18 protein-coding genes are annotated in these 24,524 nt (G+C 45.9%); 17 read left to right on the top strand and 1 reads right to left on the bottom strand.

Annotation, left to right across the window (positions count from 1 at the left end; genetic code table 11):
* Window positions 1-149 precede the first annotated feature (149 nt).
* The 5 genes from KJY73_RS15025 (at window position 150) to KJY73_RS15045 (ending at window position 8,610) form a co-directional block, all read left to right on the top strand.
* A complete protein-coding gene (locus tag KJY73_RS15025) occupies window positions 150-1,475 on the top strand; it encodes a hypothetical protein (RefSeq protein WP_214344511.1) in 1,326 nt (441 codons plus the stop codon).
* 79 nt (window positions 1,476-1,554) lie between these two features.
* Window positions 1,555-2,934: a hypothetical protein gene (locus KJY73_RS15030; protein WP_214344512.1), complete on the top strand. Its 1,380-nt coding sequence runs from the start codon at window positions 1,555-1,557 to the stop codon at window positions 2,932-2,934.
* A 101-nt stretch (window positions 2,935-3,035) separates the two neighbouring features.
* Window positions 3,036-5,012, top strand: a complete 1,977-nt coding sequence (locus KJY73_RS15035) for a hypothetical protein (protein ID WP_214344513.1) — start codon at window positions 3,036-3,038, stop codon at window positions 5,010-5,012.
* A gap of 39 nt (window positions 5,013-5,051) precedes the next feature.
* Window positions 5,052-5,894, top strand: coding sequence for a sulfotransferase domain-containing protein (locus tag KJY73_RS15040; protein WP_214344514.1), 843 nt, complete (start codon window positions 5,052-5,054; stop codon window positions 5,892-5,894).
* Between the two features lies 1 nt (window position 5,895).
* On the top strand, window positions 5,896-8,610 hold the full coding sequence (locus KJY73_RS15045) for a hypothetical protein (protein WP_214344515.1): 2,715 nt from the start codon (window positions 5,896-5,898) through the stop codon (window positions 8,608-8,610).
* Here KJY73_RS15045 and KJY73_RS15050 read toward each other — a convergent pair.
* Entirely contained in the window at window positions 8,594-9,394 is an 801-nt protein-coding gene (locus KJY73_RS15050) for a sulfotransferase family protein (protein WP_214344516.1), read from the bottom strand. The two genes, KJY73_RS15045 and KJY73_RS15050, sit on opposite strands and share 17 nt — an antisense overlap.
* A 169-nt stretch (window positions 9,395-9,563) precedes the next feature.
* Between KJY73_RS15050 and KJY73_RS15055 the strand changes: the two genes are divergently transcribed.
* The 12 genes from KJY73_RS15055 (at window position 9,564) to KJY73_RS15110 (ending at window position 24,428) form a co-directional block, all read left to right on the top strand.
* The gene (locus tag KJY73_RS15055) at window positions 9,564-10,376 is read left to right on the top strand and encodes a hypothetical protein (protein WP_214344517.1); all 813 of its coding nucleotides are present in this window, start codon (window positions 9,564-9,566) and stop codon (window positions 10,374-10,376) included.
* A 135-nt stretch (window positions 10,377-10,511) separates the two neighbouring features.
* The gene (locus KJY73_RS15060; RefSeq protein WP_214344518.1) at window positions 10,512-11,567 is read left to right on the top strand and encodes an HAD family hydrolase; all 1,056 of its coding nucleotides are present in this window, start codon (window positions 10,512-10,514) and stop codon (window positions 11,565-11,567) included.
* Between the two features lie 3 nt (window positions 11,568-11,570).
* Window positions 11,571-13,514 (top strand): rhamnan synthesis F family protein, encoded by a 1,944-nt coding sequence (locus tag KJY73_RS15065; RefSeq protein WP_214344519.1) that lies wholly within the window; start codon window positions 11,571-11,573, stop codon window positions 13,512-13,514.
* 18 nt (window positions 13,515-13,532) lie between these two features.
* Complete coding sequence (locus KJY73_RS15070) at window positions 13,533-14,519, top strand: hypothetical protein (protein ID WP_214344520.1); 987 nt, start codon at window positions 13,533-13,535, stop codon at window positions 14,517-14,519.
* Window positions 14,512-15,723 (top strand): glycosyltransferase family 2 protein, encoded by a 1,212-nt coding sequence (locus KJY73_RS15075; RefSeq protein ID WP_214344521.1) that lies wholly within the window; start codon window positions 14,512-14,514, stop codon window positions 15,721-15,723. The genes KJY73_RS15070 and KJY73_RS15075 overlap by 8 nt, the downstream gene beginning before the upstream one ends.
* Window positions 15,724-15,790: 67 nt before the next feature.
* Entirely contained in the window at window positions 15,791-16,942 is a 1,152-nt protein-coding gene (locus KJY73_RS15080) for a glycosyltransferase family 2 protein (protein WP_214344522.1), read from the top strand.
* Between the two features lie 57 nt (window positions 16,943-16,999).
* Window positions 17,000-18,229, top strand: coding sequence for a glycosyltransferase family 2 protein (locus KJY73_RS15085; RefSeq protein ID WP_214344523.1), 1,230 nt, complete (start codon window positions 17,000-17,002; stop codon window positions 18,227-18,229).
* Between the two features lie 10 nt (window positions 18,230-18,239).
* Window positions 18,240-19,745, top strand: coding sequence for a sulfatase family protein (locus tag KJY73_RS15090; protein WP_214344524.1), 1,506 nt, complete (start codon window positions 18,240-18,242; stop codon window positions 19,743-19,745).
* A gap of 810 nt (window positions 19,746-20,555) precedes the next feature.
* Window positions 20,556-21,596: a glycosyltransferase family 2 protein gene (locus KJY73_RS15095; RefSeq protein WP_214344525.1), complete on the top strand. Its 1,041-nt coding sequence runs from the start codon at window positions 20,556-20,558 to the stop codon at window positions 21,594-21,596.
* A gap of 7 nt (window positions 21,597-21,603) precedes the next feature.
* Window positions 21,604-22,551 carry a formylglycine-generating enzyme family protein gene (locus KJY73_RS15100; protein WP_214344526.1) on the top strand — a complete coding sequence of 316 codons (948 nt, stop codon included), beginning with the start codon at window positions 21,604-21,606 and terminating at the stop codon, window positions 22,549-22,551.
* 105 nt (window positions 22,552-22,656) lie between these two features.
* A complete protein-coding gene (locus tag KJY73_RS15105; protein ID WP_332874211.1) occupies window positions 22,657-23,544 on the top strand; it encodes a glycosyltransferase in 888 nt (295 codons plus the stop codon).
* Window positions 23,541-24,428, top strand: coding sequence for a glycosyltransferase family 2 protein (locus tag KJY73_RS15110; protein WP_232848619.1), 888 nt, complete (start codon window positions 23,541-23,543; stop codon window positions 24,426-24,428). Before KJY73_RS15105 ends, KJY73_RS15110 begins: the two co-directional genes overlap by 4 nt.
* Window positions 24,429-24,524 lie beyond the last annotated feature (96 nt).

A 24,524-nucleotide genomic window follows, 5' to 3' on the forward strand; every position in this document is an offset into this window, starting at 1 on the left:
TACTGATAAAACTACACTTTAAAAGAGTTGATTACTACAATCTGGTGTTGTAGCTTATTGGGGGTAGTCTGGTGAGTGGTCACCGAGGACTTGTTGGCACATCGCCACGACTAACAAAAAACTATAGTTACTCTTGCAGGAGTTTTTAAATGTTAAACAAGAAAATCCTAGCTGTTGCTGTTGCTTCAGCTTTCACTATGAGCGCTCAAGCTGCTATTACGCTGACGGATACAACAGCGGACCTGGTGACTTACGCTACTGAAACTTTCACTTCAGCTGACTTGAATGCCGACGGTAACCTGCCTGTTACTAACGCTGCCAATGAGTTGGACGTAGTTACTTCTCTGGGCTTCACTATCGCTGCTAGCACGTCTAAGTATGTTCGTTTTGACTTGTCTGCCGCTGAATTCGATGGTGTGCCAGCTCTGACTGGTGCCAACACTACAGCTACCATTTCTTCAGGTGGTGACGGTGAAAACTTCGTAATCTTCGAAGTTAAGTCTACTGACGGTACTAACGACCTGGCAAACAGCTTGGTAGTTACTTTGGCGTCTGACTACGCTATCTCTACTGTAGCTACTAACACTGTAACTTATGCTCTGTACGAGACTGCTTCTCAGGCTGTTAACAAAACTAGCCCTCTGTCTACTCGTTCAGAAGCTATGACTAGCACTGCTTCTGCCAGCACTGGTACTTTCACTGTACCTGGCGAAGTAACTGCAACTGTTGGTTCTAAGTTCCTGAAGTTTGTTGACCCAGCTGATTCAAGCAAGACTGTTACCGAAATCTCTGTTGGTGCAGTTGATGCATCTAAACTGCTGAAAACCGGTACTTTCTTGACTCCTGCTGGTGCAGCTGTTGCTGTAACTGATCTGTACACCACGCCTCAGGATATCACTTTTGCTGGTGATTTCAGCTTCGGTACTTGGACTATCGATTCTGCGTCTGACTGTTCTAACGCCGGTACTGCGGTAACCCTGAACAGCACTAAGACTGCTGCCACTGCTGCTAACGTAGCGCTGGGTGCAGCTTCTTACCTGTGTGTGGACAACGGTACTAAGAAGCAGACTATCAACAAAGGTTCTTACAGCGCGACTCTGACTGCTAAGCCTAAGTTGACTAACACTGTTGGTAAGATCGTATACAACACTACTACTGTTGAAGTACCTTACGTGACTACGTTCTCTGCTTACAACCAGCGCGTATACATCGTGAACAACGGTGTGGTTCCTGCTACTTACAGCATGACCTTCACTTCTGAGAATGGTGTAGTTGCAACTGGTCTGGCAGCATCTAGCGGTTCTGTACCTGCTGGTGAAATGGTAGCTCTGAAAGTTACTGACCTGGTAGATATCGCTGGTAAGACTCGTACTTCTGCTATCATCGAAATCGAAGCTGAAGACGAAGACGTAATGGTAAGCAGCCAGACTGTTAACCTGTCTACTGGTGGTACTGACACTGTAGTACACAACTAAGCATCAGCTTGTTGTAAAAAAGCCTTCGCTTAGCGAAGGCTTTTTTTTTGAGTGAGGTTTTGTTTTAAGAAGGAAAGTCATGTCTGTGATTCGACCTGCGGCCCTATCGGCGATACTCTGTGTCCTGAATGCCTTTGCGGCGCCTTTTGAACTGGGCAAATCTGCCAGTTTGTTTTATGCCCTGGAAACTGTCTCTGCCCAGCAAACCGAAAACATTCTGATTTCTAGTGCCGGGGATACCCTTAATGTAAAGTTTCCAGCCGGCTTTTCCTTATCCTCTGATCCGCGTTATGTGCGCATTGATCTAGTTAACGGCCAGTTTGCAGCGGCACTGCCCGCCGCGGGTTTAGCCGCGTCAGCAGACTACACATCATTGCTGAGTGCTGGAGGCGCTGTAGGCGATAATTTCGCTATAGTGCAAGTTTCAGCTGCCGTGCCCAAGGGACCTGAAACGCCGTTAGTCTTGCCTTTAACCAGCATTCAGATTGGTAGTCCGGCGCAGCCGCTGACCTTTGTTTATACCTTATTTGACAGTGCGTCTTCCGCGGTAAATAAGGGCCTGTACCTACATCGTGGTCAGGCTGAATTGCTACACTTGCAAAGTGGTTTATCCGAGGCCTTTGCCCAGGGATTTGAGCATAGGGTTGGATTTGGTACGGATTTTGTGAAATTTTCTTCTACCTTTCGCTCTCCGGCGGTCTTTTCGCTGGGGGACAGTGATGGTGATAAGGCCTCATTGGCTAAGTTCAGAGCGGATCTGTTGATTCAGCCCAATGCTCGAAAGGTTAGTGACTCCTCAATTATCAGTGATTTTCGTGATCTGCTGAGCAACGTGAATAGCAAAGCGCCTAGTGCTTTGCTCCAAGGGGATTTCTCGGCTGGAAATCTGCACTTAAATGCCGCTGATAATTGTGGCGGAGCAAGTCACGAGTTGAGTGTGCAAGACGGTGCTCGGGAGGCGAAAGTCAGTTTAGATAATCTCATCAGCTTTCCCGTATTATGCATGGATGTGAGTGAGAATCGTGAAAGAATAGTACGATCTGAATACCGCTTGAACCTGGGATTGGGCGCTGATGCGGCTTATTTCGGTCGGGTGCGATACGATGGCGCCAGAGTTGACTTACCTTATATCAGTGGATTTGGCGAATACCGACAACGTATCACCTTGGTGAATCACACCGGATATAACGTCAGGTATATCACCGAATTCTTCGCTGAACAGGCTGTTCAGGGAAATTTTGAACCTGGGTCACTTAGTCAGGGAGTTATCCCAGCTAAAAGTGCACTGAAACTGGATGCTACCGACTTGGTTAGCATTGTCTCCGGCGTGCCAACCAGAGTGAGTGCCAGGATCCTGTTGGATGCCTTACCAGAAGATGTTTCAGCTTCTGTTCAGATTGTTGCTGTGGGCAGCGGGCAGCCACCAATGACTAATGTTCTACAAATCTTGTCTAACTAAAAGGCTTTTTAGTAAGGTAACGACATTGAGTTAGAGAAGGGGAATGCGTTGGCCTGACTTCGGGTGAGCGGGTTCCCTTTTATCGATATTAAGGTTCTGAAATGAATGACAGGTTGGATGACCTGAGGGCGCTCATCGCCAAAGGGAAATATAAAAAGGCACTTCCGCTTCTCAAAAAGTTTAATCAAAAATCGCAACAACTCAGTTATGAAAGTCTGGAGATGGAAGCGGGATGTTTATTTTTTGAAGGGCAATATCGTTTATCCAGAATAAAAACACAACAGGCCTTGCGACTGGCCACACTGCCCGAACAAAAAATAGCGTGCCTTGGGAATATGGCGAAGGCATCAGAAAAGGCTGGTGACAAGAAAGACGCCTTGCAATGTCTTTGTGAATTAGTAAAGCAAGACCCTGGGGGGCAATATCTCGAGCCGCGTTTAGTCGCGCTCCAACTGGCTTATCAGCTACAAGATTGGGAGATCATCCAACAGATTGGCCCATCCTTGGTGAAGTTTACGGCGTTTGCTACACCCTCTTTACTGATAATGGCGCAAGCCGCCATATCGCAAGGTGAATCTACGCTGGCTCTTAAACATCTGGACACTATTACACGACAGATTCGGATGAATGAGCAGCATATCATCAAGCCAGATGAAGTTATTTCGTTGTTCGCCTGCTATAAAGCCTTGTCTGCTTACACCGCTATGGAAGAATTGTTAGAAAAGCTCAAACCCGCTTTTGAGCAAAGCGACTGGTTCCGGCAATTGGTGCATGGCTTATCTTCAGAGTCGACGGGTGTAAGTTCATCGTCTGCAACCACAGCAGGAAAAATCGGCAACGGACAACCTCCGATTATTAGAGGCAACAATGCCGGCGCAATAAAGGCCCTGACATCCTTAAGTCGAACAATGCTGCAACTAGGCGCGAGGTTCCACTCTGCCTTAGTGTTTGAGGTGGACGGTGATGACATCTGTGTCAAACTGAGCCAATCAGAGGCGATTGGGGGGACTGGTATGGACATTCCGCTCAAATGCTTGCCCGTTCTCTCTGACTATCGCTTCTACTTGTCTTCAGAATATAACCTCAATTTCGCCGTCAGCAAGCACCCCTTGAATGAGGCTGCAAAGCCGATTTTGCAGGATTTGGTTGAGCTATATAACGCCTGCAACAAACTGGCTTCATGGCGAAAAAGCTATCCTTTGTTCTCTCTGACAGGTATTCGGCCCGTATTTGACAAGTTATTGCAGGCACGCTGTGATGCCGAATATTATCAGGCTTGTTATGCTGACTCGGCTGACGCCATTGATGAACAGGTCTTAATTAGCAGCTTCTTCAACTCAAGAATACTCCAATTGGACAGCGGCCTTATTCAGGATTTAGGTGGAAAGCCCAGACACTCAACAGAGCTGGTATTTATCCCCATGATTGAGTTGATTAACCATAAAATGGGCGCGCCAGGTTTCTTGTTAGATAGGTCCAGACTATGCATTCAAACCAAATATGAATCGGGGGCAGAAGGTGACGAACTGTTTGTACAGTACAATTTGGATGATCCTGTCGTCACTCTCTTGAGGTATGGTTTTTTCGATGCTTCAGTTTCTTGGATTTATACCGTACCTTTGGTGCTCAACACCACAACCGGACTCACCCTTGTTGTACACAATCAAGTAAAACAGGCTGGTAGTAATGTTGTACCTGAACATCTGAGAGACATTCCCGAGCATTACCCTGCAATTCTTGTGCGTGAAGGTTCTGATGTATACTTGAGCAAGCTTGTTATTCCTGGAAAATCGCAGATCAATGCCTTGCCACGAGTGATTGCCGAGGTGCTCAAATCTGTTGATGTCGAGCACAATTTTCAAAACACCGATATTCTAAATGCGGAAGTGGAACATCTCATGAGTCAGCTATTGGATGCTAATCAGCAATACTGGCAAGACCTGGATGTTTGTATTAAACAACAGCAAACTAGTTCCAATAGAATTCCGGAAGCGACTTTTGAGATACTTAGTAAGCTATGTGAGTTTTGCTCAGATCATCTTGCTTCTTATGTGGCTAATTCAGGCTATGCGCGATAATTCGCTAAAGTGCATCCCTGTTGTAACTGAATAAACACCGTGATTGAAAACATAACCCTTATTACCGGTATCCCAAGATCGGGCACCACTTTATGCTGTAACCTGTTGAATCAGCGTGATGATGCGGTTGCATTACACGAACCCATCAACCCATCAAGACTTGCTGGCGGCGTGAGTGCAGGCAGGGCAGGGATGGAAATTGAAAGCATTATCCTGCAGTTACGTGAGGACATTGCTGCAGGGCGCCCATTTGAGAATGGCGACAAAGCCGGCCTCTCCATTGATAATCCTGTGGGCCTATCTACGAAAGATGGAAAAAGGCAGGTCGTTGCTCAAAGGGGCCTTGTTTCCATTCCACCCAGAGAGAATCAGCATTTTCGCTTGATCGTAAAACAGAATGCACTGTTTACCTCATTGCTGACGCAGCTAGAAGTGCGTTTTCCTATTGTTGCCATAGTCAGAAACCCTGTAGATGTTTTGCTCTCCTGGATGACAGTAGACCTGCCAGTGAATCGAGGACGGGTACCCGCCGGTGAACGGTTTAGTGATTTTCTTCGAAATACGCTTTTACGCACTGATAGTGTTTTTCAGCGCCAATTGATTATTTATACCTGGTTTATGCAGCAGTTTATTGAACATGAGTTGTCTATAGTGCGCTACGAAGATGTGGTTGCTAGTGCTGGCACTGTACTGGATGAAGCGCTGGGTTTTCAGGCGTTAAACCGCTCTCCTTTGAATTATCAAAGCAGACAATTTGCGCCAGCGTTACTTGATGAGTTGCAGAGTAATCTGACTGAGATAACAAACCTCTCTCGGTTTGGTTTGTATAGTGAGGTAGAAATAGCGCGCGCGATGACATCGGCCATTGGGGCCGGAGAGTAATATGTCAAATACAGCAAACGCTCCTCAACCTTTCTACTTGTGCAGCGGGTTTCACCGCAGTGGTACTTCCATGATTGCCCAGTGTCTTGCCAAAGGGGGCATGCACATGGGCAATGAGTTAATGGGCGCGAGTTTCAGTAATCCACTCGGCCATTTAGAAGATATGCCTGCAGTCAGATTACACGACAAATTATTTGAGATTAATGGCACAAACTGGCAGTACTGTGATGACAGCCCATTGATCAAACCAAACTGGCTGCAAAACTATCTAAAGCGTTATATTCAGGCACGCAACCAGAGCGACGGGATACAAGGGGTTAAAGACCCAAGAGCCCTTTACTTCCTTAAAGATTGGCAAGTGGCTGGACAACAGTCAATACGATACATTTTCATCTACCGGCATTGGGCTAGTGTAGGACAATCGCTGCTCAACCGTGCGAGCAGACATTTAGTCAACAGTGTTGCACCTATTGCCGCCAATCGGCTCAATTACCGCTTTTGGCAAGAACCTGAACTGGCCTTCCAAATGTGGTTATCCAGCAATAAGCGCCTGCTGGATTTTTATGCCGCACATCAGGACAAATGCGTGTTGATTGCACAGGAAGGCTTTGCAAAGGGACAGTTTGATGCACAGCCACTGGCTGACAAGCTGGCATTGCCTGTTCATTGTTTGACGCCTAGCGAGTTCAAAACTGAGCTGATGACCTCGAAGGTGGATCCTGCCGCGTTGGCCTTGATTAGTGCGGAACTTCGTGAGCAATTGGAGCTCGTCTGGGCGAGGCTGCAAAGTCTTGCCGATGTGTCTGCGCCTGAGATGCGTTCACTTTCGTCGAATCATACCTCGACTGGACGAGCTGAAACTGCAATAGCTAAGGCTGCCCAAGCGGCCAGACCGGCATTCCAGCTAGAGGGATTAAATTGGGCTGAGCTGTTGGGCTTTTTGCCCCGTATACCCGAGCGTTTGCTTGAGCAGGATGTATTTAATAGCGCATTTGGTAGACCATTCGGTTCAGTAGAACAATATTTGTCCCTAGCGAAGGTGACTCACCGGGCTGGTTTCTATGCGTTGACCAAACTGGCCAAGTTAAGAGCGATGCATGTGCAGGCCGGCCATTGGCGGATTAAAGAGTGGTCATTGTTTGCAGACGAATGTGACGCTTGGTTTGAACAGGATGACCAATCCATGGCGCAGTTGATTCCTTTCTCGCTGCGGCCCATGCATGAACGGGTACAAGGTACCTTGCCTTTAATTGATGCCTTGCCTGATATAGATGAGCAAACGTTGCTTACCAGAATTGCCAAGTTGGCCGTTCCTGCGGCAAGAAAGGCCATTGAAGCGACATTGCTATACAAAGCACTAACCACGCCTGCGCAATATCAGCAATTATCTCAATTAGCCTTGAGAGGGAGAGCTTACACCTTGGCGGAGTTTGCCATCATTAAGGCATTGCGTTTGCACTATCACGTCGATTATTTGGTTGGCCTTGGAGACATTTATCACCAGCAGAAGTTACTTGTGAAGGCTTTTCAGGTGTATGAAGAAGCTAATTCTCTGAGTCCGCAGCAGGTAGCTATTCAAGTGCGTTTGGCCCAGGTTTGCAGTGCTCTGGGAGATATCGACCGCTTTAATGTTTATCGGGAGAGGGCTATACAACTGGCACCTGAACACCCCTTAGTTAAAAAGTGGATGTCAGATGAATATTCCGCCGTGGGCGAGAAAAAAGCCGATAACCTATACGCCGACATGATCAGTATGCTGAGCTACGAGGCTCAAAGTTATGAAGACATCGTGAAAATTTCGCAAATGGATGAAAGCGAAGGCTTGACGCTGGATTTACATAATCTGCGAGTTAGTTTCTTACTCAGAGACAACCAAGCCTGGCTTGAAGAAGCAAGCCTTGGCTTATCGGTGGCGGCGAATGCGCACTTGCGCAGCAGTATCTACCGGCAATGGAAAAAACTCTGGCCCACACCATTGTTGAATAGCTATCTGGGATTGGAGGTTGAAGACGTGTCCTTTAGCCAGAATGTTCTGGCCAAGTCGACGGAGACATTGCCAAGGATCGCGCTTTATATCGACACCAGCGATCCAATCAGGCTCCAAGCACTGTTGTCATTGGTTGATTGTCGTCAGGCATTGTTTGATCTGTATATTCTCACCACGTCGGATAATCAAACTGAGATTGAGCGGTTGTGTGCTGACTGGCCAGGTAAAACGCATATTTGGTCAGCATCCCCAGAGGTTTCTGAGCCGCAGGAGTGGTTGGCATTTTGTCTACAACATGAGGCAAATTATCCGGCCATCGTAAAGTTACATACACAAACTAATGCGCCCAGTGGGCAAATATGCAATCGACTTTTAGGTCAGTGGTATGGTTTGCTGGGAACCGACGAAACCGTACAAAAGGCATTACGCTTATTTGGTCAACATGCACATGCCGCATTGCTGGTTCCACCTTATCTTCCAGAGGATGCGGCAGAGTTACGCCAAAATGCTTGGTTTACCTCGTATCAGCAAAAATGCGTGAGTATGGGGCTGCCCATGCCTTCCGACTTGGTTGTCGTCCCGACCGAACGCATGTTCTGGTATGCACCAACTGCCCTGGCTAGGCTGGAACTTGATAAGGCGCTGGCGCTACATGAAGACTTTTATAAATTGTTGCCCAGTGTGTTAGAGCATGTTGGCTACAAAACCCAGTCTATTCATCTGTTGTAGAGGTTTTGCTTAATACCTGCTGCCAGGTCTTTGGGGATTCTCCCGCGAGTGCAAAATACATTTGGGCGTACAGCCTGGCGAGGCGCTCGCCAAGAGTACGCTTGGTGAACGGGGCAGCAAAGACGGTTTCTGATGGAATGAAATGGCGATGAATATCCAAAAAGCGAAAAATCTTGGTTAGGCTTTGGTCATGCTCATTCTGCAGTTCTTCCTGGCTCATTATCAGAATTTGTGAGGCGGGTATAATATTGAACATTGCCTGTAACTGTCGGCCATAACGTCCTCTGTCCAGGTAAGATTGAGTGCGAAGCGGTGAGTTAAATGACCAGTCTTTTTTACGTCTGGCCAGATGAAGACGCAATGGTTCGAGCAAAAAGGCACTTAACATATGGCGGGTTTCCTTGCCCGTGCGTTTTGACATTTTGTAGTGTGACACGGCGCGCTCGACTGGGTCTCGGAGCATCAGAATGAACTTCGCATCAGGATTGTATTGATAACAATTTTGCAGAAAGCTGGGATCATAAATCGTGATGGGGGTGGCATCACAAATAATGGGTTGTCCGCCATAGCCTTGGGTACGTCGTTGGTATTGACGGTGCGCGAAGTCGAGTGGGTTGGCGTGGGTCGCATAATCCGGATGATCAAATATATGTGCTTCTTTTCCTCTCACCAGGAAAACGGCTGGGTGCTGTTGCAAAAAGCTGGCGAGTGCTGTTGTGCCGGCTTTTTGAACGCCAATGATATGTAAATTAACCAATTTCACGCGTTGTTTGGTGTCTTGCAAAAAGGCGGATACCATAGCCCGTCAGACTCAAATTGTCACCTCAATAGGAACCTGCTTGAAGATGCCGCGTAAAACAGTTTCTTTTCATCGACGCTATTTAGGGTATACGGGAGGGCACCAGAAAGTCAGAGATTATATTGGGCACCTTTTGACGCAGGATTCTCTGTCCTTGCGTTTATGGCTGGAAAATCGCTCAGCGATTCAGACGGGACTGTTTGAAGATATTGACAATGTTGAGTACGAGCAGAACTATCGTCCGGATCTGGCTGATATCGTGTTTCTTGCCGGTATGGACTGGGATGACTACCTGCCATTCGCTAATGATGCGCAGCCAAAGATTAATCTTATCCAGCATGTCCGCCATGGTGATAAACAGCATCCGTTATTCAAATTTTTATCTCATCGCGCTATACGACTATGTGTCTCAGAGGCGGTAAGACAAGCTATTCTTCCTTATGCTAACGGCCCTTGCCTGACAATTCGTATGGGACACAAAATTCCCCTGCTGACTTATCCTAAGTCGACGCAGCTGTATATCCTCGCGACGAAGAATCCTGAGTTGGGGGGACGTGTTAAAAACGATGCCATAAAGCTAGGCTTGTCTGTGGTTTTGCATGACAAACCCGTTGAACGACATGTTGTTCATCAGTCAATGGCACAAAGCATAGTGACTCTCACATTACCCAATAAAACGGAAGGGTTTTACTTGCCGGGCATTGAGGCGATGGCCTTGTCTGATTGGGCAATTGTGCCTGATTGTGTGGCCAGTCGAGAGTATTCCTCTTCGTTTGCCAATGTGACTGTTTGTGAACGTGATACGGCGGCCTGTATTTATGCTGTGCAGGGGGCATTAGCAAGTTATCGGGGGGTGTCAGGTAGATTACGCAGATGGATGGGCAAACGCATTGCACAAAGTTATAGCCTGAGGGCTGAACAGCGTGCTGTTCAAAAAGTATTTCAGCAAATACCTTCCCTATGGTAGGTAGAAGCTTACGGGCTATCTAACCGGTAAAACAGATGAATATCTTCTGTGCCATATGTTAGTATTCGCGCTCATTTTCGCCGCCGATGTGGTGATTTAACAGAACTAAACGTGTTTTTTACTACAGTGACAACCATGAACAGAACCGTTGCTTTACGTGATTTCGGATTTAACTTTCTGGGCCCTATCTGTAGCGAATATCTGCATGCTTTAGAACAGCTTTGTCAGTCTGAGTCGCCCCGGAAATTAGTCTTTCTGGCGCGTGAAGGGTATTTTTTGGAACAGGTGTATCAGCACTTAGTCTCAAAAGGGCTGATGTCTTCTTACCCTGCCGCATATCTCAACGTGTCTCGTACCTTTTTGTTTCGTATCAGCATAGCCGACCCCTATACATGGCAATGGAGCCTTTACCACAAGTATAAAGGAACACTGGCAGACCTGTTGGTTGGCCGATTTGGATTTACGCTCTCACAACTTGCTTCATTGTTTACCGAAGAAGAGCTTGCGGTTAATTATGAACTTCCTGCGCAAGGTGGTGACCTTGAACTGGTATTGAGTCAGCACCTGCCAGCCTTAAAATCTATGGTTCAGGAGAGCAGAAATGCCTACCTTGATTATTTACAAAGTCTCGGAATTGGCACCACTGACACTCCCTTGATGATTGATGTGGGCTATAGCGGTACCATTCAAAAGATGCTGACGCGCTTACTGCAATGTGAAAGCCAGGGCCTCTATTTTATTACCACCGAAGATGGGCTTCATGATATTGAGGGCTTCCAAGCGAGCATCTCTAGCGTGTTTAAAACCGGCGTACGTATGGGAGACGGCTATCTAATGTTAGATAGATCGTTGTTTCTTGAGTCATTGCTCACCGCACCTAATGGGCAGTTTGTGGAAATAGGTAGAATGTCTGAGCTTACTGAACCTAAGTTCCATTTCTTTTATGGCCGTCAGACGCGTACTCAAAGTCATTTTCAGGATCTTCAGGTTGTATTTGCTGGAGCGCAGCAGGCGATAGAGCATTTTTTCAGGCATCGGATTCGATTTAGCACAGAAGAAATAGAGTGCATGTATCAGCAATACGTAACGAAGCGCAACCTTCTGCCAAGGGCTGTTTGTCCATTGTTTGATGTGGATGACGTTATTTCTGGAAATGGCAATGTGAACCCTTTGCAGTTATTTGGGGTATGACCAATGAAAACCTTAGTTAGGCGCTCCCTGGCTGGCGCATATAGAACGCTTACTCTGTTGCTCCGGGGACGTGAGTTTCTAAGAGTTAAGCGCCAGTTACGCATGGCGAAGAATGCAGGGGTTTTTGACCTGGAATGGTATCAACAACATTACGGCATGTTCCGCAGTGAAGTGGCCGCCTTTGAGGATTATCTGGCCAAAGCTCACTACGCCAATGTGAACCCTTCTGCCAAATTTGATACCGAGCATTATCTTCGCACGCATTTGGATATTTATCACTCAGGCAACAATCCGCTATTGCACTATCTATATAACGGTCGCTATGAAGGTCGTTCAATGCAGGAAGCGCGTCCCAGATGGTTGCCATCTAGCTATTTGGTGGCGAATGAAACACCGACCTGGCATCAGCAGAAAGTGGCTATTTGTCTGCATATTTATTACCCGGATTTCGTTGACAAATTTTTGCAATGTTTGAAAAACTTTCCGCTTAATGTTGACGTCTTCGTTGCTTGTGCCAGCGAAGAGATTTGTCAGGACGTTACCCGGCGTTACAGCAAATTAAAACGAGTCGGAAAGCTGCAGGTGGCTAGAGTACCCAATAGAGGTCGCAATTTTGGGCCTCTGCTGGTGGAGTTTGGTCCGGCTTTGCTTGAGTACGATTTAATGTGCCATTTGCACTCCAAGAAATCGCTTTATTCAGGACGTGAACAAACCCAGTGGTTTGATTATTTGAACCAGTATTTGTTCAAAGATAAGCACGTGGTTTCTTGCTTGTTGAGGCTATTTGATGAACATCCAGAGCTTGGGATTTACTACCCAACATCGTTTTGGATGATGCCACCTTGGGTGAATCATTGGACCTGTAATAAACCTTTTGCCAAAGAGTTTGAATCGCAGTGGGGCATTGACCTAACTCAGAACTTTATCAGCTATCCGGTTGGCGGCATGTTTTGGGCTCGGCCCAAAGCCCTAAAGCCATTGTTGGAAAAAGTGTATAAATACGAAGATTTTCCAGCGGAGCCATTACCTAATGATGGCTCTTGGTTGCATGCTTTAGAGCGTGCGGTGGGATTGCTGGCGGAGAAAAGTGGCTACAAACAGTTTTTCTACTATCCGCCTGCTGGCCATTTTACCGATGACAAGAGTCATATCTTTGCGGGTTACCATAAACCACCAGAACAGCTATTTACAGAGCTGAGACGCTTTGACCATATATCTTTTGATGTGTTTGACACTGTGCTGAGCCGCAAGTTGAATGAGCCGGACTATGCAAAATATCAGGTAGGGTTATATTTGCAGGAGCAGGGACTCATGCCAAATGCACAGTCTTTCGTTTCGTTACGAAATGAAACAGAGTTTGCGCTTAGAAAAGAGCACAATTTTGCTGGCGACGTATGCATTACACAGGTTTATGACAGACTGGCAGTGGTTATGGATCTCGACTCAGACCACGCCAAGGGGCTAATGGAACTGGAATTTGACCTCGATATGCAACAAATCGTGGCTAAGCAGGAAATGGTCGATTTGGTGCATAAACTGTCCGACTTGAACAAGACCATATGGTTCATCTCTGATACTTACTACAGTCACCAACAAGTGGAAACGTTACTGCGAAAGGTGGGAATTACTGCGCCATTCCGGTTATTTGTGTCAAGTGAACTTGGGTTTCGGAAGGACCGGGGAGATATGTGGCAGCATATTAGCGAGCTCGTGAGTGGTTTGTCCGGCTCCTATATTCATGTGGGAGATAACGTTCGCTCCGATGCTCAGTTGTGCGGGGATCATGGTCTCACTAATTTGCATATTCTGCATCCCAACGACAAATGGCAGGCAGCAGGAATGCCGCCGATTAACAGCGATAATCAAGGAGAGATAAATGAAGCCAACATTTTCAAATGGGGCCCACTGGTCAGTAATCTGGGTCGTTATCCATTCTTTGGCGAATAATTTGACAGCAAGCATACGATGAATACTTTTTACCTACATGTGGGACCCCACAAAACAGGCACTACTGCGTTGCAGAAGTTTTTACTAGACAATCGAAGTACCCTGTTTAAGAACAATCTGGTTTATCCCAAGCGTTACCAAAGCATTTTTGGCCATCACCCATTTCGGGCGTTATTGGACGAGCAAAGACTGACCGATGAAGATATTTCGTTTTTTAATAACGAACCTCACGACTTTCTGTTGTCTAGTGAAGACTTTATATCTCTGAACCGGGATAAATTTGAATACCTGCGCAATACGCTGGACAACAAGCATATTGTTGTTATTTATGCGTGGAGACGGGCAAGTTACAAGCTTTATTCAATCTGGCAGGAAACCGTGAAACATGGTGGTACGGAGAGCTTCTTTGCTTACTATCATGACCATCTGGCAAGGCCTGGACAAAGCCAAATGCTATCGGCAGATTTAAAGGTCGCTATGTTTTGCCATGTTTTTGGCAAAGAAAACGTTAAAGTCCTGGACTATGACGCATCTCAGCGCAGTCGGAGTTTGATACCGGATTTTATGAATGTCATCGGACAACCTTATCAGGACGACATGATTCAATCTGACAAGAATCCTGATGCTGTCAATCGCTCTATGGATATCGCGGATATTGAAGTAATCCGGGCCCTTAACCATGTATTCAAAGCAAATTTTGGCGTGACAGGTTCCTGGGTTCGCAATCAATACATTAAACATCTTCCAGCGTTAGTTATGGCCGGGTTAGATGATTTGAAGGCCATTGTGCGAAGCGCTGAACGGGAATTACGGGTGGGTAATTATTTTGTCGATAGCCGCTGCGAAAAGGTGATGCTCAGCCGTTTTAGCGACAACCTGGTTAACTATCAACCTAATAATGAGCTAGCAAGTATCAAAGTTGTTAGTGACGAATGGGCTTTCAGCCTGCCAGCGCAACAGTTAATTGGCAAAATTGCACACGTTTTGAGGCAGGCTGATGAGTGAAACCTCTGTTTCCGGAGCGCCACTGAAAGTTAAAATCGTCGCGGTGGCGAAAGATGAAGCTGCCTATTTGACCGATTGGGTGCATCATCATTTGTTTTTTGGCTTTGATGATATAGAAATCCATATCAACAGAACCACTGACAACTCATCCCAGGTCCTGGCTGATATCAACAAAGAGTATCCGAATGTCACCTGGCATGAAGCTGACTGGATTGATATGTGCCCAGCGTCAGCCAAAAAACAGATCCAGTTTATTGTTTATGCCAGGGCCTTAGATATTGCCAGGCGTGAGAATTCAGCAACCCATATTCTGTTTTTGGATATTGATGAATTTTGGTGCCCTATGGACTTCGAGACGAGCATTAAAGGTTGTCTGAACAGCTTAGGGACAGACAAAGCGATTTTCTTCGAGTGGTTGAATGATTTAGGTAATGAAGAACCTTTTACAACCTTAACAAAGGTACTCTCTGGAAATCTTTCGCCTTTAGGCAAGACCCTACTGCCAGTATCTGTAGCTATTCATGAACTTAAGCATCATGTGCCACAACTCGCCGTTGGGGAGGGACCATTGCTGGCTGATGGGCGAACCTTTGTGGGCCGCGATAATCTTGAACAAGCCGTGTTGCCAGAGTTGAACAGCCTCAAGCCGTTTTTTATCTTTCATCGTGCGCACCGTTCTGAATATGAATATGTTTCTTTGCTATACCGTGGCAGACCGGGCAACAACTTTGCATATAAGAACAATCGAAATGGTTTACCCAGGCGAGGCGGAGTAACAAAAGAGGTGATTTTTCCTGGTCCGCAGTTTGTCGAATACCAGAAGAGTCTGCAGCAATTCAAGAAACGGGTTAAGCATACTGAGCATGATGATGACGCGCGACAGTTTGTGCATGAGCGTTATGCGACTGCGGTTGAGAACATCACTGCAAATCTGCCTGAACATTATAAAGACATGGTCCGTATTTTCACGGGGGTCAGGGTTGACGAAGTTCGAACGCAATTTCAGGCCTTTCGCAAGATTTATGCCCAGCAGCACTCGCGCAATGTGGAAATACTAAAGCAGCTTGCCCGGCATGCCGTCCCACACGATGTGGACGAGGCCATTGGCTATCTGGAGCAAGCGTTAGTCATACGGCCCAAAGGACCACAGATAAAAGCACTTCTGGCGGAATTTAAAGAACGTAAGGCGAGACGGCAGGGATGAATTATCAATTGTTGTTTAAGGTTCTGAAGTTTGAAGGAGTTCTCTTTTCTTTTCGATGGGTTGAAAAATGACCATTGCGTCGAGCTATCCTTCAGTTAGCCGCTCTGGAGCTAAAGTAAAGCTGGTCGCTGTGGCGAAAGATGAGGCACCTTACCTACCTGAATGGGTTCACCATCATTTATATTTTGGCTTTGATGAAATAGAAATTTACATCAACAGGACATCCGACATCAGCGAGCAGATTTTGCACAAAATCAGTTTGCACCACCCAAATGTCAGCTTCCAATATGCAGATTGGATTGATGCCTGTCATGATAATGTTCGTCGCCAACTTCAGTTTATTATTTATGCCAAAGCTTTTGCCGAGGCCAAGTCTGCCGGGCGAGTTGATTTCATTATGTTTCTCGACATAGATGAAATGTGGACACCGAATAACATGCAGAAAAAAGTAGGTGACTATTTAGTCGATTATCTTGATGCTGATTCGGTGTCTTTTGGGTGGATAAACGAGCAGGGTGTTAATGAGGCATTTCAACCTTTTGGTAGCAGCATCAATGGGCAATTAAGCCCACTGGTGAAAACTGCTGTTAATGTCAGGGCTGAGATGGTGGAAGTTGCCTTACACTTACCAAAAACCAAACGTTTAGAGAATAAGGTGTTTGGTGGTGAATCGTTTCTAGGGCAACCCACTAACCGGGAATGTTTACATCCCGACCTTATCAGGATGAGAGAGGTCATGATTGTACATAGAATGTTCAGATCTGAGTCAGAGTATATTGCAACATTAGGGCGAGGACGGCCTTCGGACTATTTTCCACTTAAACTAAACCGCGGCGGTTATAATAAGGCATCCGGCGCTCACACTGTCTTTGCGCTTCAGCCGCCCGCTTACCTGGCATACCGTACTGCTTACTCGGAATTTATTCACGCCTGTTTATTGGCGGATGACTTGCAGTATGCTCAGCAGTCCGTACTCGCCCGCCGTGATTGGGTGTTAGATAACCTTACCTCAATGCCAGTAGAGGTGCTCGACCAAGTATTAAGAGTTTTTGAGGGGTGCAGTGATGAGGTTAAACGCCGGGTCGTAGAGTCTATTAAAGTTTCTGGGATGCTAGAAACATTGGATAACAAGCAAAATGCGTTAACGTTGGCAATGCGCGTCCGCCCCCTGAATTTTCAGCTAGCCAAGTATATTATGGCAAAAGCAGCGTTGCTTTAGTTTTGAGTGACGGACCTTAATCACTTAATGGACAGACTACGGCCATCATTTCCATCTATGAATAAGACATTGAAAGTTAAATTAGTCGCTGTAGCAAAAGACGAAGCTGCTTATCTTCCCGAATGGATCCATCATCATTTGTATGTTGGTTTTGATGCGATTGATATTTACCTGAACCGAACATCAGACAATAGTGCAGAGGTCCTCCAACGGATTCAACAGCAGCATCCAAATGTAAATTTCTTTTATGCAGATTGGATTGATTATTGTCCACCGGAAGTCTCAAAGCATATCCAGTACTTAACCTATGCAAAGTCCTTTCAGGATTGTCGAGACTCAGGTGAATTTGATTACATGATGTTTTTAGATATCGATGAGTTTTGGATGCCCAAAGACTTGTCTTTTAAAGTCCAAAACTGTCTTGAGGAAAACGCTGATGCTGACTGTATTTCCTTTCAGTGGCTCAATGAGGAAGGCAGTAGCAAGTCATTCTCAGCATTAAACCAGAACATCCGTGGTCGACTGTCACCTTTGGTTAAATCGCTTTTCCGGGTAAATGCGAATGTCGCCCAAGTTTCTTTGCATGTTCCCCGTTTGAAAAAAGGAAAATCTGTACTTTGTGATGGCAAAAAATTCAAACAAATGGAAAAGAAACGTGAATGCCTCCATGAGAGCCTCCATCAGTTACGCGACATAATGATCGTACATAGGCTTTTCAGATCTGAGAGAGAGTATTTATCGCTGCTCAATCGTGGCCGCCCGTCTGATGAAGTACCCTTGAAATTAAATAGAGAGGGGTACAACTTTGCCGGAGATCCTAGCGAGGACGTGACATTTTCAATAAAACCTGGGGCCTTCCGGGTTTACCATGAGTCTCTACAAAGGTTCATGTCATCGTCGAACTTAGATGACGTAATAGCAGAGGCCCGGCAGTTTGTTGAAAATCGCTACAAAATGACGTTACGTGACATTTGTCGGGTACCTAAAGAATACTTTGTGGAAATGGTGAGGGTTATTCGCGGCCTGACCCTCAAGTCGGTGTTTAAAGATATTCGGTTAACTATTGATACCTATTTTGCGGTGAACCGTTGTAATTCGTCCGGTGAATTAATTGCCTTGGCTAAAGAAGTAGAACGTGTAGATTTACGTTTGGCATTAGAAGTTTGGAAGAAGGCTTTAGAGCTTAGGCCAAACGGGCCAATGATTAAGGCAAGAATCGCTGAATATGAGTCAATTGAACTTAAACCAGGTATGAAGCGTTCAGATCTTCGTAAGTATCATAATTAGGAAGTATGTTATGCGGATAATATCCGTTGTTATTAGCGTCTTGTTTTTGGTTGCATGTGGTGGTTCTAGTGAACAGTCTGTACCGAGCAGACCTGAACCACCCAAACCCGACTTGCCTGATCCAGGTTACCCTGATAAACCGAATGTTGTGATTATTTTTACCGATGATCAGGGATATGCGGACTTAGGTATACAAGGTTCCAGGCAAGATTTGAAAACGCCTAATATTGATAAGTTGGCTTCTCTTGGCACACGTTTTTCGCATGGCTACGTTACTTCCCCTCAATGTACACCGTCGCGAGCTGGCCTAGTTTCCGGGCAATACCAACAAAGATTTGGCGTCGATGAGAATCGCTTTACACCGATGCCCCTGGATATTGATACGATTGGTAGTCGTTTCCAGCGCCTTGGTTACAAAACTGGCATGATTGGAAAATGGCATTTGGAGGTCATGGGCAATTCTAGTGAGTGGTTAGAGAAAAACCACCCAGATTTTTATGCTTCCAATCAAAGTATTGAAAAGCTTCCTTTGCAGTACAAACGGCCTTTTTTTCCTGACGAGCGCGGTTTTGATGATGTGTTTTGGGGATATGAGCGTCGCTATTGGACGAATTTCGAACTTGACGGTAGCGACAAATCAGCCAGCTATCAAATCAAGGAGCAATATCGACTGGATTTAACTGCACAGGCTGCAGGTGCGTTTATTGAGCGCAATGCGGAAAATCCCTTTCTACTCTATTTTGCGCCATATGGTCCTCACGTTCCTTTAGAGGCGACAGAGTTCTATTTATCACGCATTCCAGAAAATATGCCGACTAGACGTCGTTATGCTTTAGCTATGATGGCCGCAATTGATGATGGCGTGGGGATGATTGTAGATAAATTAGAAAAACACGGACTAATGGACAACACCATTATCTTCTTTATCAGTGATAACGGAGCACCTTTGGGGGACGACATGACAGATGCTCCCTTGGATAAACGCGGTGAGGCATGGAATGGTTCGCGAAACGATCCTCTGATCGGTGAAAAAGGCATGTTGACTGATGGAGGAATTCGCGTGCCTTACCTTGTTCAGTGGCAGGGGCATTTTCCTGCCGGTAAGGTAATTGATAAACCTGTATCATCACTCGATGCGGTTTACACCGCTTTGGAACTGGCCGGTGAAAAGTCGTTGTCTGATTTGGATGGGGTCAGTTTGCTACCAGCGCTGGAAGGCAATGCTGATTATCTGGATGAACGGGCACTTTATTGGCGTTTTTGGATGCAACGGGCTGTGCGAAAAGGAAAATGGAAATATCTCCAAGCAGGTATTCGCAGGGAGTTCCTTTTCGATATGGAGTCGCAAGAGGGAGAGACCTTGAATGTTATTGACCTGCACCCAGCTGTGGCTGATGAACTCCGACAACAACTCTTGCAGTGGTCTAACGAAATGCAAAGGCCTGACCCTATTGTTGAAATCCCTGCTCCGTTTGGCGCCAGATATGATCACTACTTGCCGCCGCCTCAAGGTTGAGAAAGGACGGATAATTTGTGCCGTCATGGCCTTACTAACAATATTGGGGTTTGAGTGGTAAAGAAGGTTGCAGTTGGTCTTTTGAAATGGGGTGTCAGCCAATTACCTAAGTCGTGGCGACGTTACGCCCGGCAGCATCATGGCATAACCAACAGATACACAAAATGGTTGAGACAAACCGGACATGTACAGTACTTCCCTCCTGAGTGGGTTTTACAGAAACGGTTTGAAGCCAATCTCTGTATGCAGGAGCGGGAGATAGCCGTGTTGAGTTATTCGGGAGCTGCGCAGCCGCGTTTTATATTGATAGTTGGAAATGCATCTGAGCAGTCATTAGCTGACAGCATTGATAGCTTGCTTGCACTGGACGGATTGAAGCTTTCTGAATTTAAACTTGTACTGTGGGCGGAAGCGTCACAGGCTGACCTGTGTTGTGGATTTATTTGCAGACGATGGGGCGCTCTGCAAAGTGCCTTGAGTGTTGTCAGTGATCTCGGGGAACTTGCTCCTTGCTGGGATAATAATGCGGTTTTTTTATATAGGGAAGGCGAGAGACTGCATCCCAAACTGTTGATGGTGCTGGACAACTGGCCATTACAGGAAGCATCACTGGCATATACAGACTGTGATCACTTGGGCGATAACGGACTTAGGTCTACCCCTCTGTTTTTTCCAGATTGGAATCCCGATCTGCAATTAACCATTGGCTATGTCGCCACAGGTGTATGGGTTAAATCGTTCAGCCTTATTCGTTATGAAGCACAACAGCCATATGCCAATTTTATCCGACACTGGCTTATGAAGGCTGCATTGGATAATGAGCAACAGAGTGTGGAACATATTTCTTTTAGTCTGTTGCACAAAAGGCAGTCGGAAGGTGATTTGCTTCAAGCCCTGCCTAAGAGCCTAGCTGAAAAGTTGTCGACACAGGCTCAGTTTGTTCAACGTAACCCAAATTGCTTGCAGTTTGACTGGCTGTTACCCAGTAAACCACTGGTAAGCTTGATCATACCAACAAGAAATGCCTGGCAGCTGGTTAAATCTTGTATAGAGTCCATATTAACGCTGAATTCCTACCAACATTTTGAAATTTTGTTGGTTGATAATAATTCTGACGAGGTTGAGAGCCTGACTTACTTTGAGCAGATTTCGGAACACCCTAAAGTTCGTCTACTTAAATATCCAGGAGCTTTTAATTATTCCGCAATTAATAATTATGCCGCGCGACAGTGCCGTGGGGAGATTATTGGTTTAGTAAATAATGACATTGAAGTAATAAGTGAACATTGGCTTGCCTCTATGGTTGCCCAAGTTATGCGGCCAGAGATAGGCTGCGTTGGCGCTAAGTTGCTTTACAGTGACAAGAGTGTTCAGCATGCTGGTGTCATAATGGGCTATGGTGGCGGAGCTGGACATGCACACAAATTTTTTGCAGCAGATGCACCAGGCTATATGCAGCGTTTGGTTGCCAGTCACAATGTCAGCGCAGTAACGGCGGCTTGTTTGCTGGTCAAGCGTGCGGACTTTGAAAAGGTTGGCGGGCTTAACGAACAGGATTTAAAAGTTGCTTTTAATGACGTTGATTTCTGTTTGAAGGTTCGGGAGTTGGGACGGCGCAACCTGTTTTGTGCTGAGGCGTTACTTTTTCACCATGAGTCTGTATCAAGAGGCGCCGAAGATACTCCCGAGAAAATGCAACGTTTTGAATCCGAAGTGGCCTATTTAAAGCGTACATGGGGAGCGGTTATTGCACATGACCCAGCGTACAATCGGCATCTGACGTTGAAACAAGAGAACTTTTTGGTTGCCGATAGCCATGAGTATCGGCCTTACTTCGGTGGCCAAGGATAGGATTATCATGCTGGTTAGAAACTTGGTGCTGGGATTTTGTCTGCTTTTATTGGCCGCTTGTGAGAAGCATAGTCAAAATCAGCACAACCTCGACGAAGGCATGCAATGGGTGAGCGGCGGCACCATCATGCTCGGTGACGGTGCGTTTTACCCAGAAGAGCGAGGACAACGTAAGGTAGTGATTCCGCCATTTCTTATGAGCAAAACAGAGGTTACCAATAGGGAGTTTCGTGTTTTTGTGGAAGCAACAGGGTATAAAACGACAGCGGAGAGAGTACCGTCTGCAATTGATTATCCTGACCTGCCAGCTGACATGAGAGTTGCGGGGGCTGCTGTGTTTTCAATGCCTGATGCTAACAAAGGCCCTGCGAGAAGTATGAGCTGGTGGGTCTTTGTACCCGGAGCGTTTTGGGCAGCCCCACAGGGGCCGGGATCAGATATAAAGGGTCTGGATGATTACCCAGTCGTTCATGTTTCTTTCGAAGATGCAAAGGCATACGCGACTTGGAAGGGGCATAGGTTGCCGACCGAAGCAGAGTTCGAATTGGCAGCACAAGGAATGCAGGCAATGGAAAACGGTCGCTACATAGCAAATATCTGGCAGGGAGACTTTCCATATGCTAATGATGCAACAGATGGTTATGCAGGGCTGGCACCTGTTGCACAATTTCCAGCAAACAAACACGGAATATTTGATTTACTGGGAAATGTTTGGGAATGGACATCCAGTTCTTTCTTTTTTGGGCATTCAGAAGATCTTTCAACTTTGTTAGATGCCAACCCGGACGGCTATTCGCCATCGCAGCCTGGCGTGCCGGTAAAAGTTGTAAAAGGGGGATCTTTTCTATGCGCAGTAAATTACTGTGCCAGATTTCGTCCTGCTGCGCGACAGGCGCAGGATAGGGGGCTTGGGACTTCCCATATTGGCTTTAGAACGGTTAAAGATATCAATTAGAGGCAGAATTATTTCGCTGTTTCTGTTATTTTCCCGCCATTTTATTCAGTTCAGCGGTTTTGTATCGCTGTTCGTAACACTGCACTGAATTTCGTAGAGAGTAGATTGAATAATCAATTTGAGTATTTGGGTAAGAGCTTGCAAGGTCTGAATTGTCAGGTAGTTGTGGCTATGGCGGTATATCAGGAAGACCGCGCTGAATGGGTGGCGCAGGCGATTGATAGTATCCTTGATCAAACCTATCGAGACTTCATTCTGGTCGTTGTTGCTGATGGGCCTTTGCCATCGGCCATTTCTTCTTTCCTGCGGGAAAAAGAGCAACGTAATTCCCAGCTTGTCGTATTACTGGGGGAAGAAAATTTAGGACTTAGCTCATGCATGAATGAAGTGATAGACCGGTGTGCTGACCTGTCGCCTAAATACTTGTTCAGAATGGATGCAGACGATATTTCTTCTACAGAGCGACTAAGTAAACAAGTCAGTTTTTTTGAGCATCACCCCGAAGTGTCGGTGCTCGGCACATCATTAGTTGAGATCAATGAAGCTGGAGTTGAAGTGGGAGGAAGGAAGCTGCCTCTATCTCATCAGGAGATTCTGGAATTTTTGCCAAAGCGCTGTTCGATGAATCACCCAACGGTTGCCTTCCGTTACAGCGTATTTGAGCAAGGCTTTCGCTACAGGAAAGAGTTGAAAAATACTCAAGATTATTTCCTTTGGATCGAGTTGATGCATGCAGGTTATATATTTGAGAACCTCAGTGAGCGTTTGCTTAAATTTAGGCGGGTGAACGACTTTTATAAAAGAAGGGGTTTTAACAAGTCAGTTAATGAGTTTAGAGCCAGATGGATGGCAATGAACAGACTTAAGCGCTATTCCTTCTCAAATGTACTCTATGCATTGTCGGTATTAGCATTACGTATTATGCCGGCCAAAGTGGTAAAACTGGCTTATAAGCTTGACAGGCTGATTCTGGACAAGTTGGTGAAGCATTGAAAATTGGTGCTGTTGTCATTTTGTATAAACCTGACCTGACAGAGGCGAGGGCGCTGTTAGGCACTCTGGCTCGCCAGGTCGATTTGGTTTGTGTCATTGATAACTCTCCAATCAGTATGTATTCCCCACTTACCTTAAGTGAGCTTGGTAATTTGGCTTTTCATCACTATCCCAACAACCTTGGTATTGCTACAGCACAAAATGAAGGACTGAAACAGCTAATTGAGGCTGGCTGTAAATATGCGTTGTTGTTTGACCAGGACAGTCAGTTTGAAACTGATTTTGTTGCGAGAATGACGGACGCGTTTCAAAAGACCAAGCGGCAGAACTTAAAGGGATTCGCGGCTATTGGCCCCTCTTTAGTCTGTGCTTTTACTCAGGAAATAGTGCGACCGAGGATTCAAACCGAGATTGAACGCTTTGATGATGTCTCCTCCGTCCCGCAAATCATTGCATCAGGTATGATGATAGATTTGGACCACCTACAGCAAGTTGGTTTTAAAGATGACTCTTTGTTTATAGATGGCGTAGACCATGAATGGTGTTGGAGAGCGAGAGAGAATGGTTTTTCCATAGGAATGGCATTAAATATCTTTATGCTGCACAGGCTAGGTGATGGACGACGTAAGTTCGCAGGAATTCCATTCAAAGTAGGTTCTCCAGTCCGTCTTTACTATCAATTCCGCAACATTTTTTTATTATCTCGTAGGTCTTATGTTCCTCTCTATTGGAAATTGCGCAATTTTGCTGTCATGCCGCTACGTATTTTTGCCAACAGTATTCTTTTGCCTAATAGAATGATTAGGCTCAGATTTATGGCTCGAGGCATTTTAGATGGCATGCGTAATCGTTCAGGTCCATTGCGGGAAAATGCCAAAAAGTAGTGAGTCACTGAGGGTTACCATAGACGATTCCTGCGCGTCAAGATAGATGTGAACTTCCATATAGTGTCAATTTTACGCCTAAGGATTTAATCTTAA

Origin of the sequence: Bowmanella yangjiangensis (assembly GCF_018531185.1) — a bacterium.
In the GTDB taxonomy this organism is placed as follows: domain Bacteria; phylum Pseudomonadota; class Gammaproteobacteria; order Enterobacterales; family Alteromonadaceae; genus Bowmanella; species Bowmanella yangjiangensis.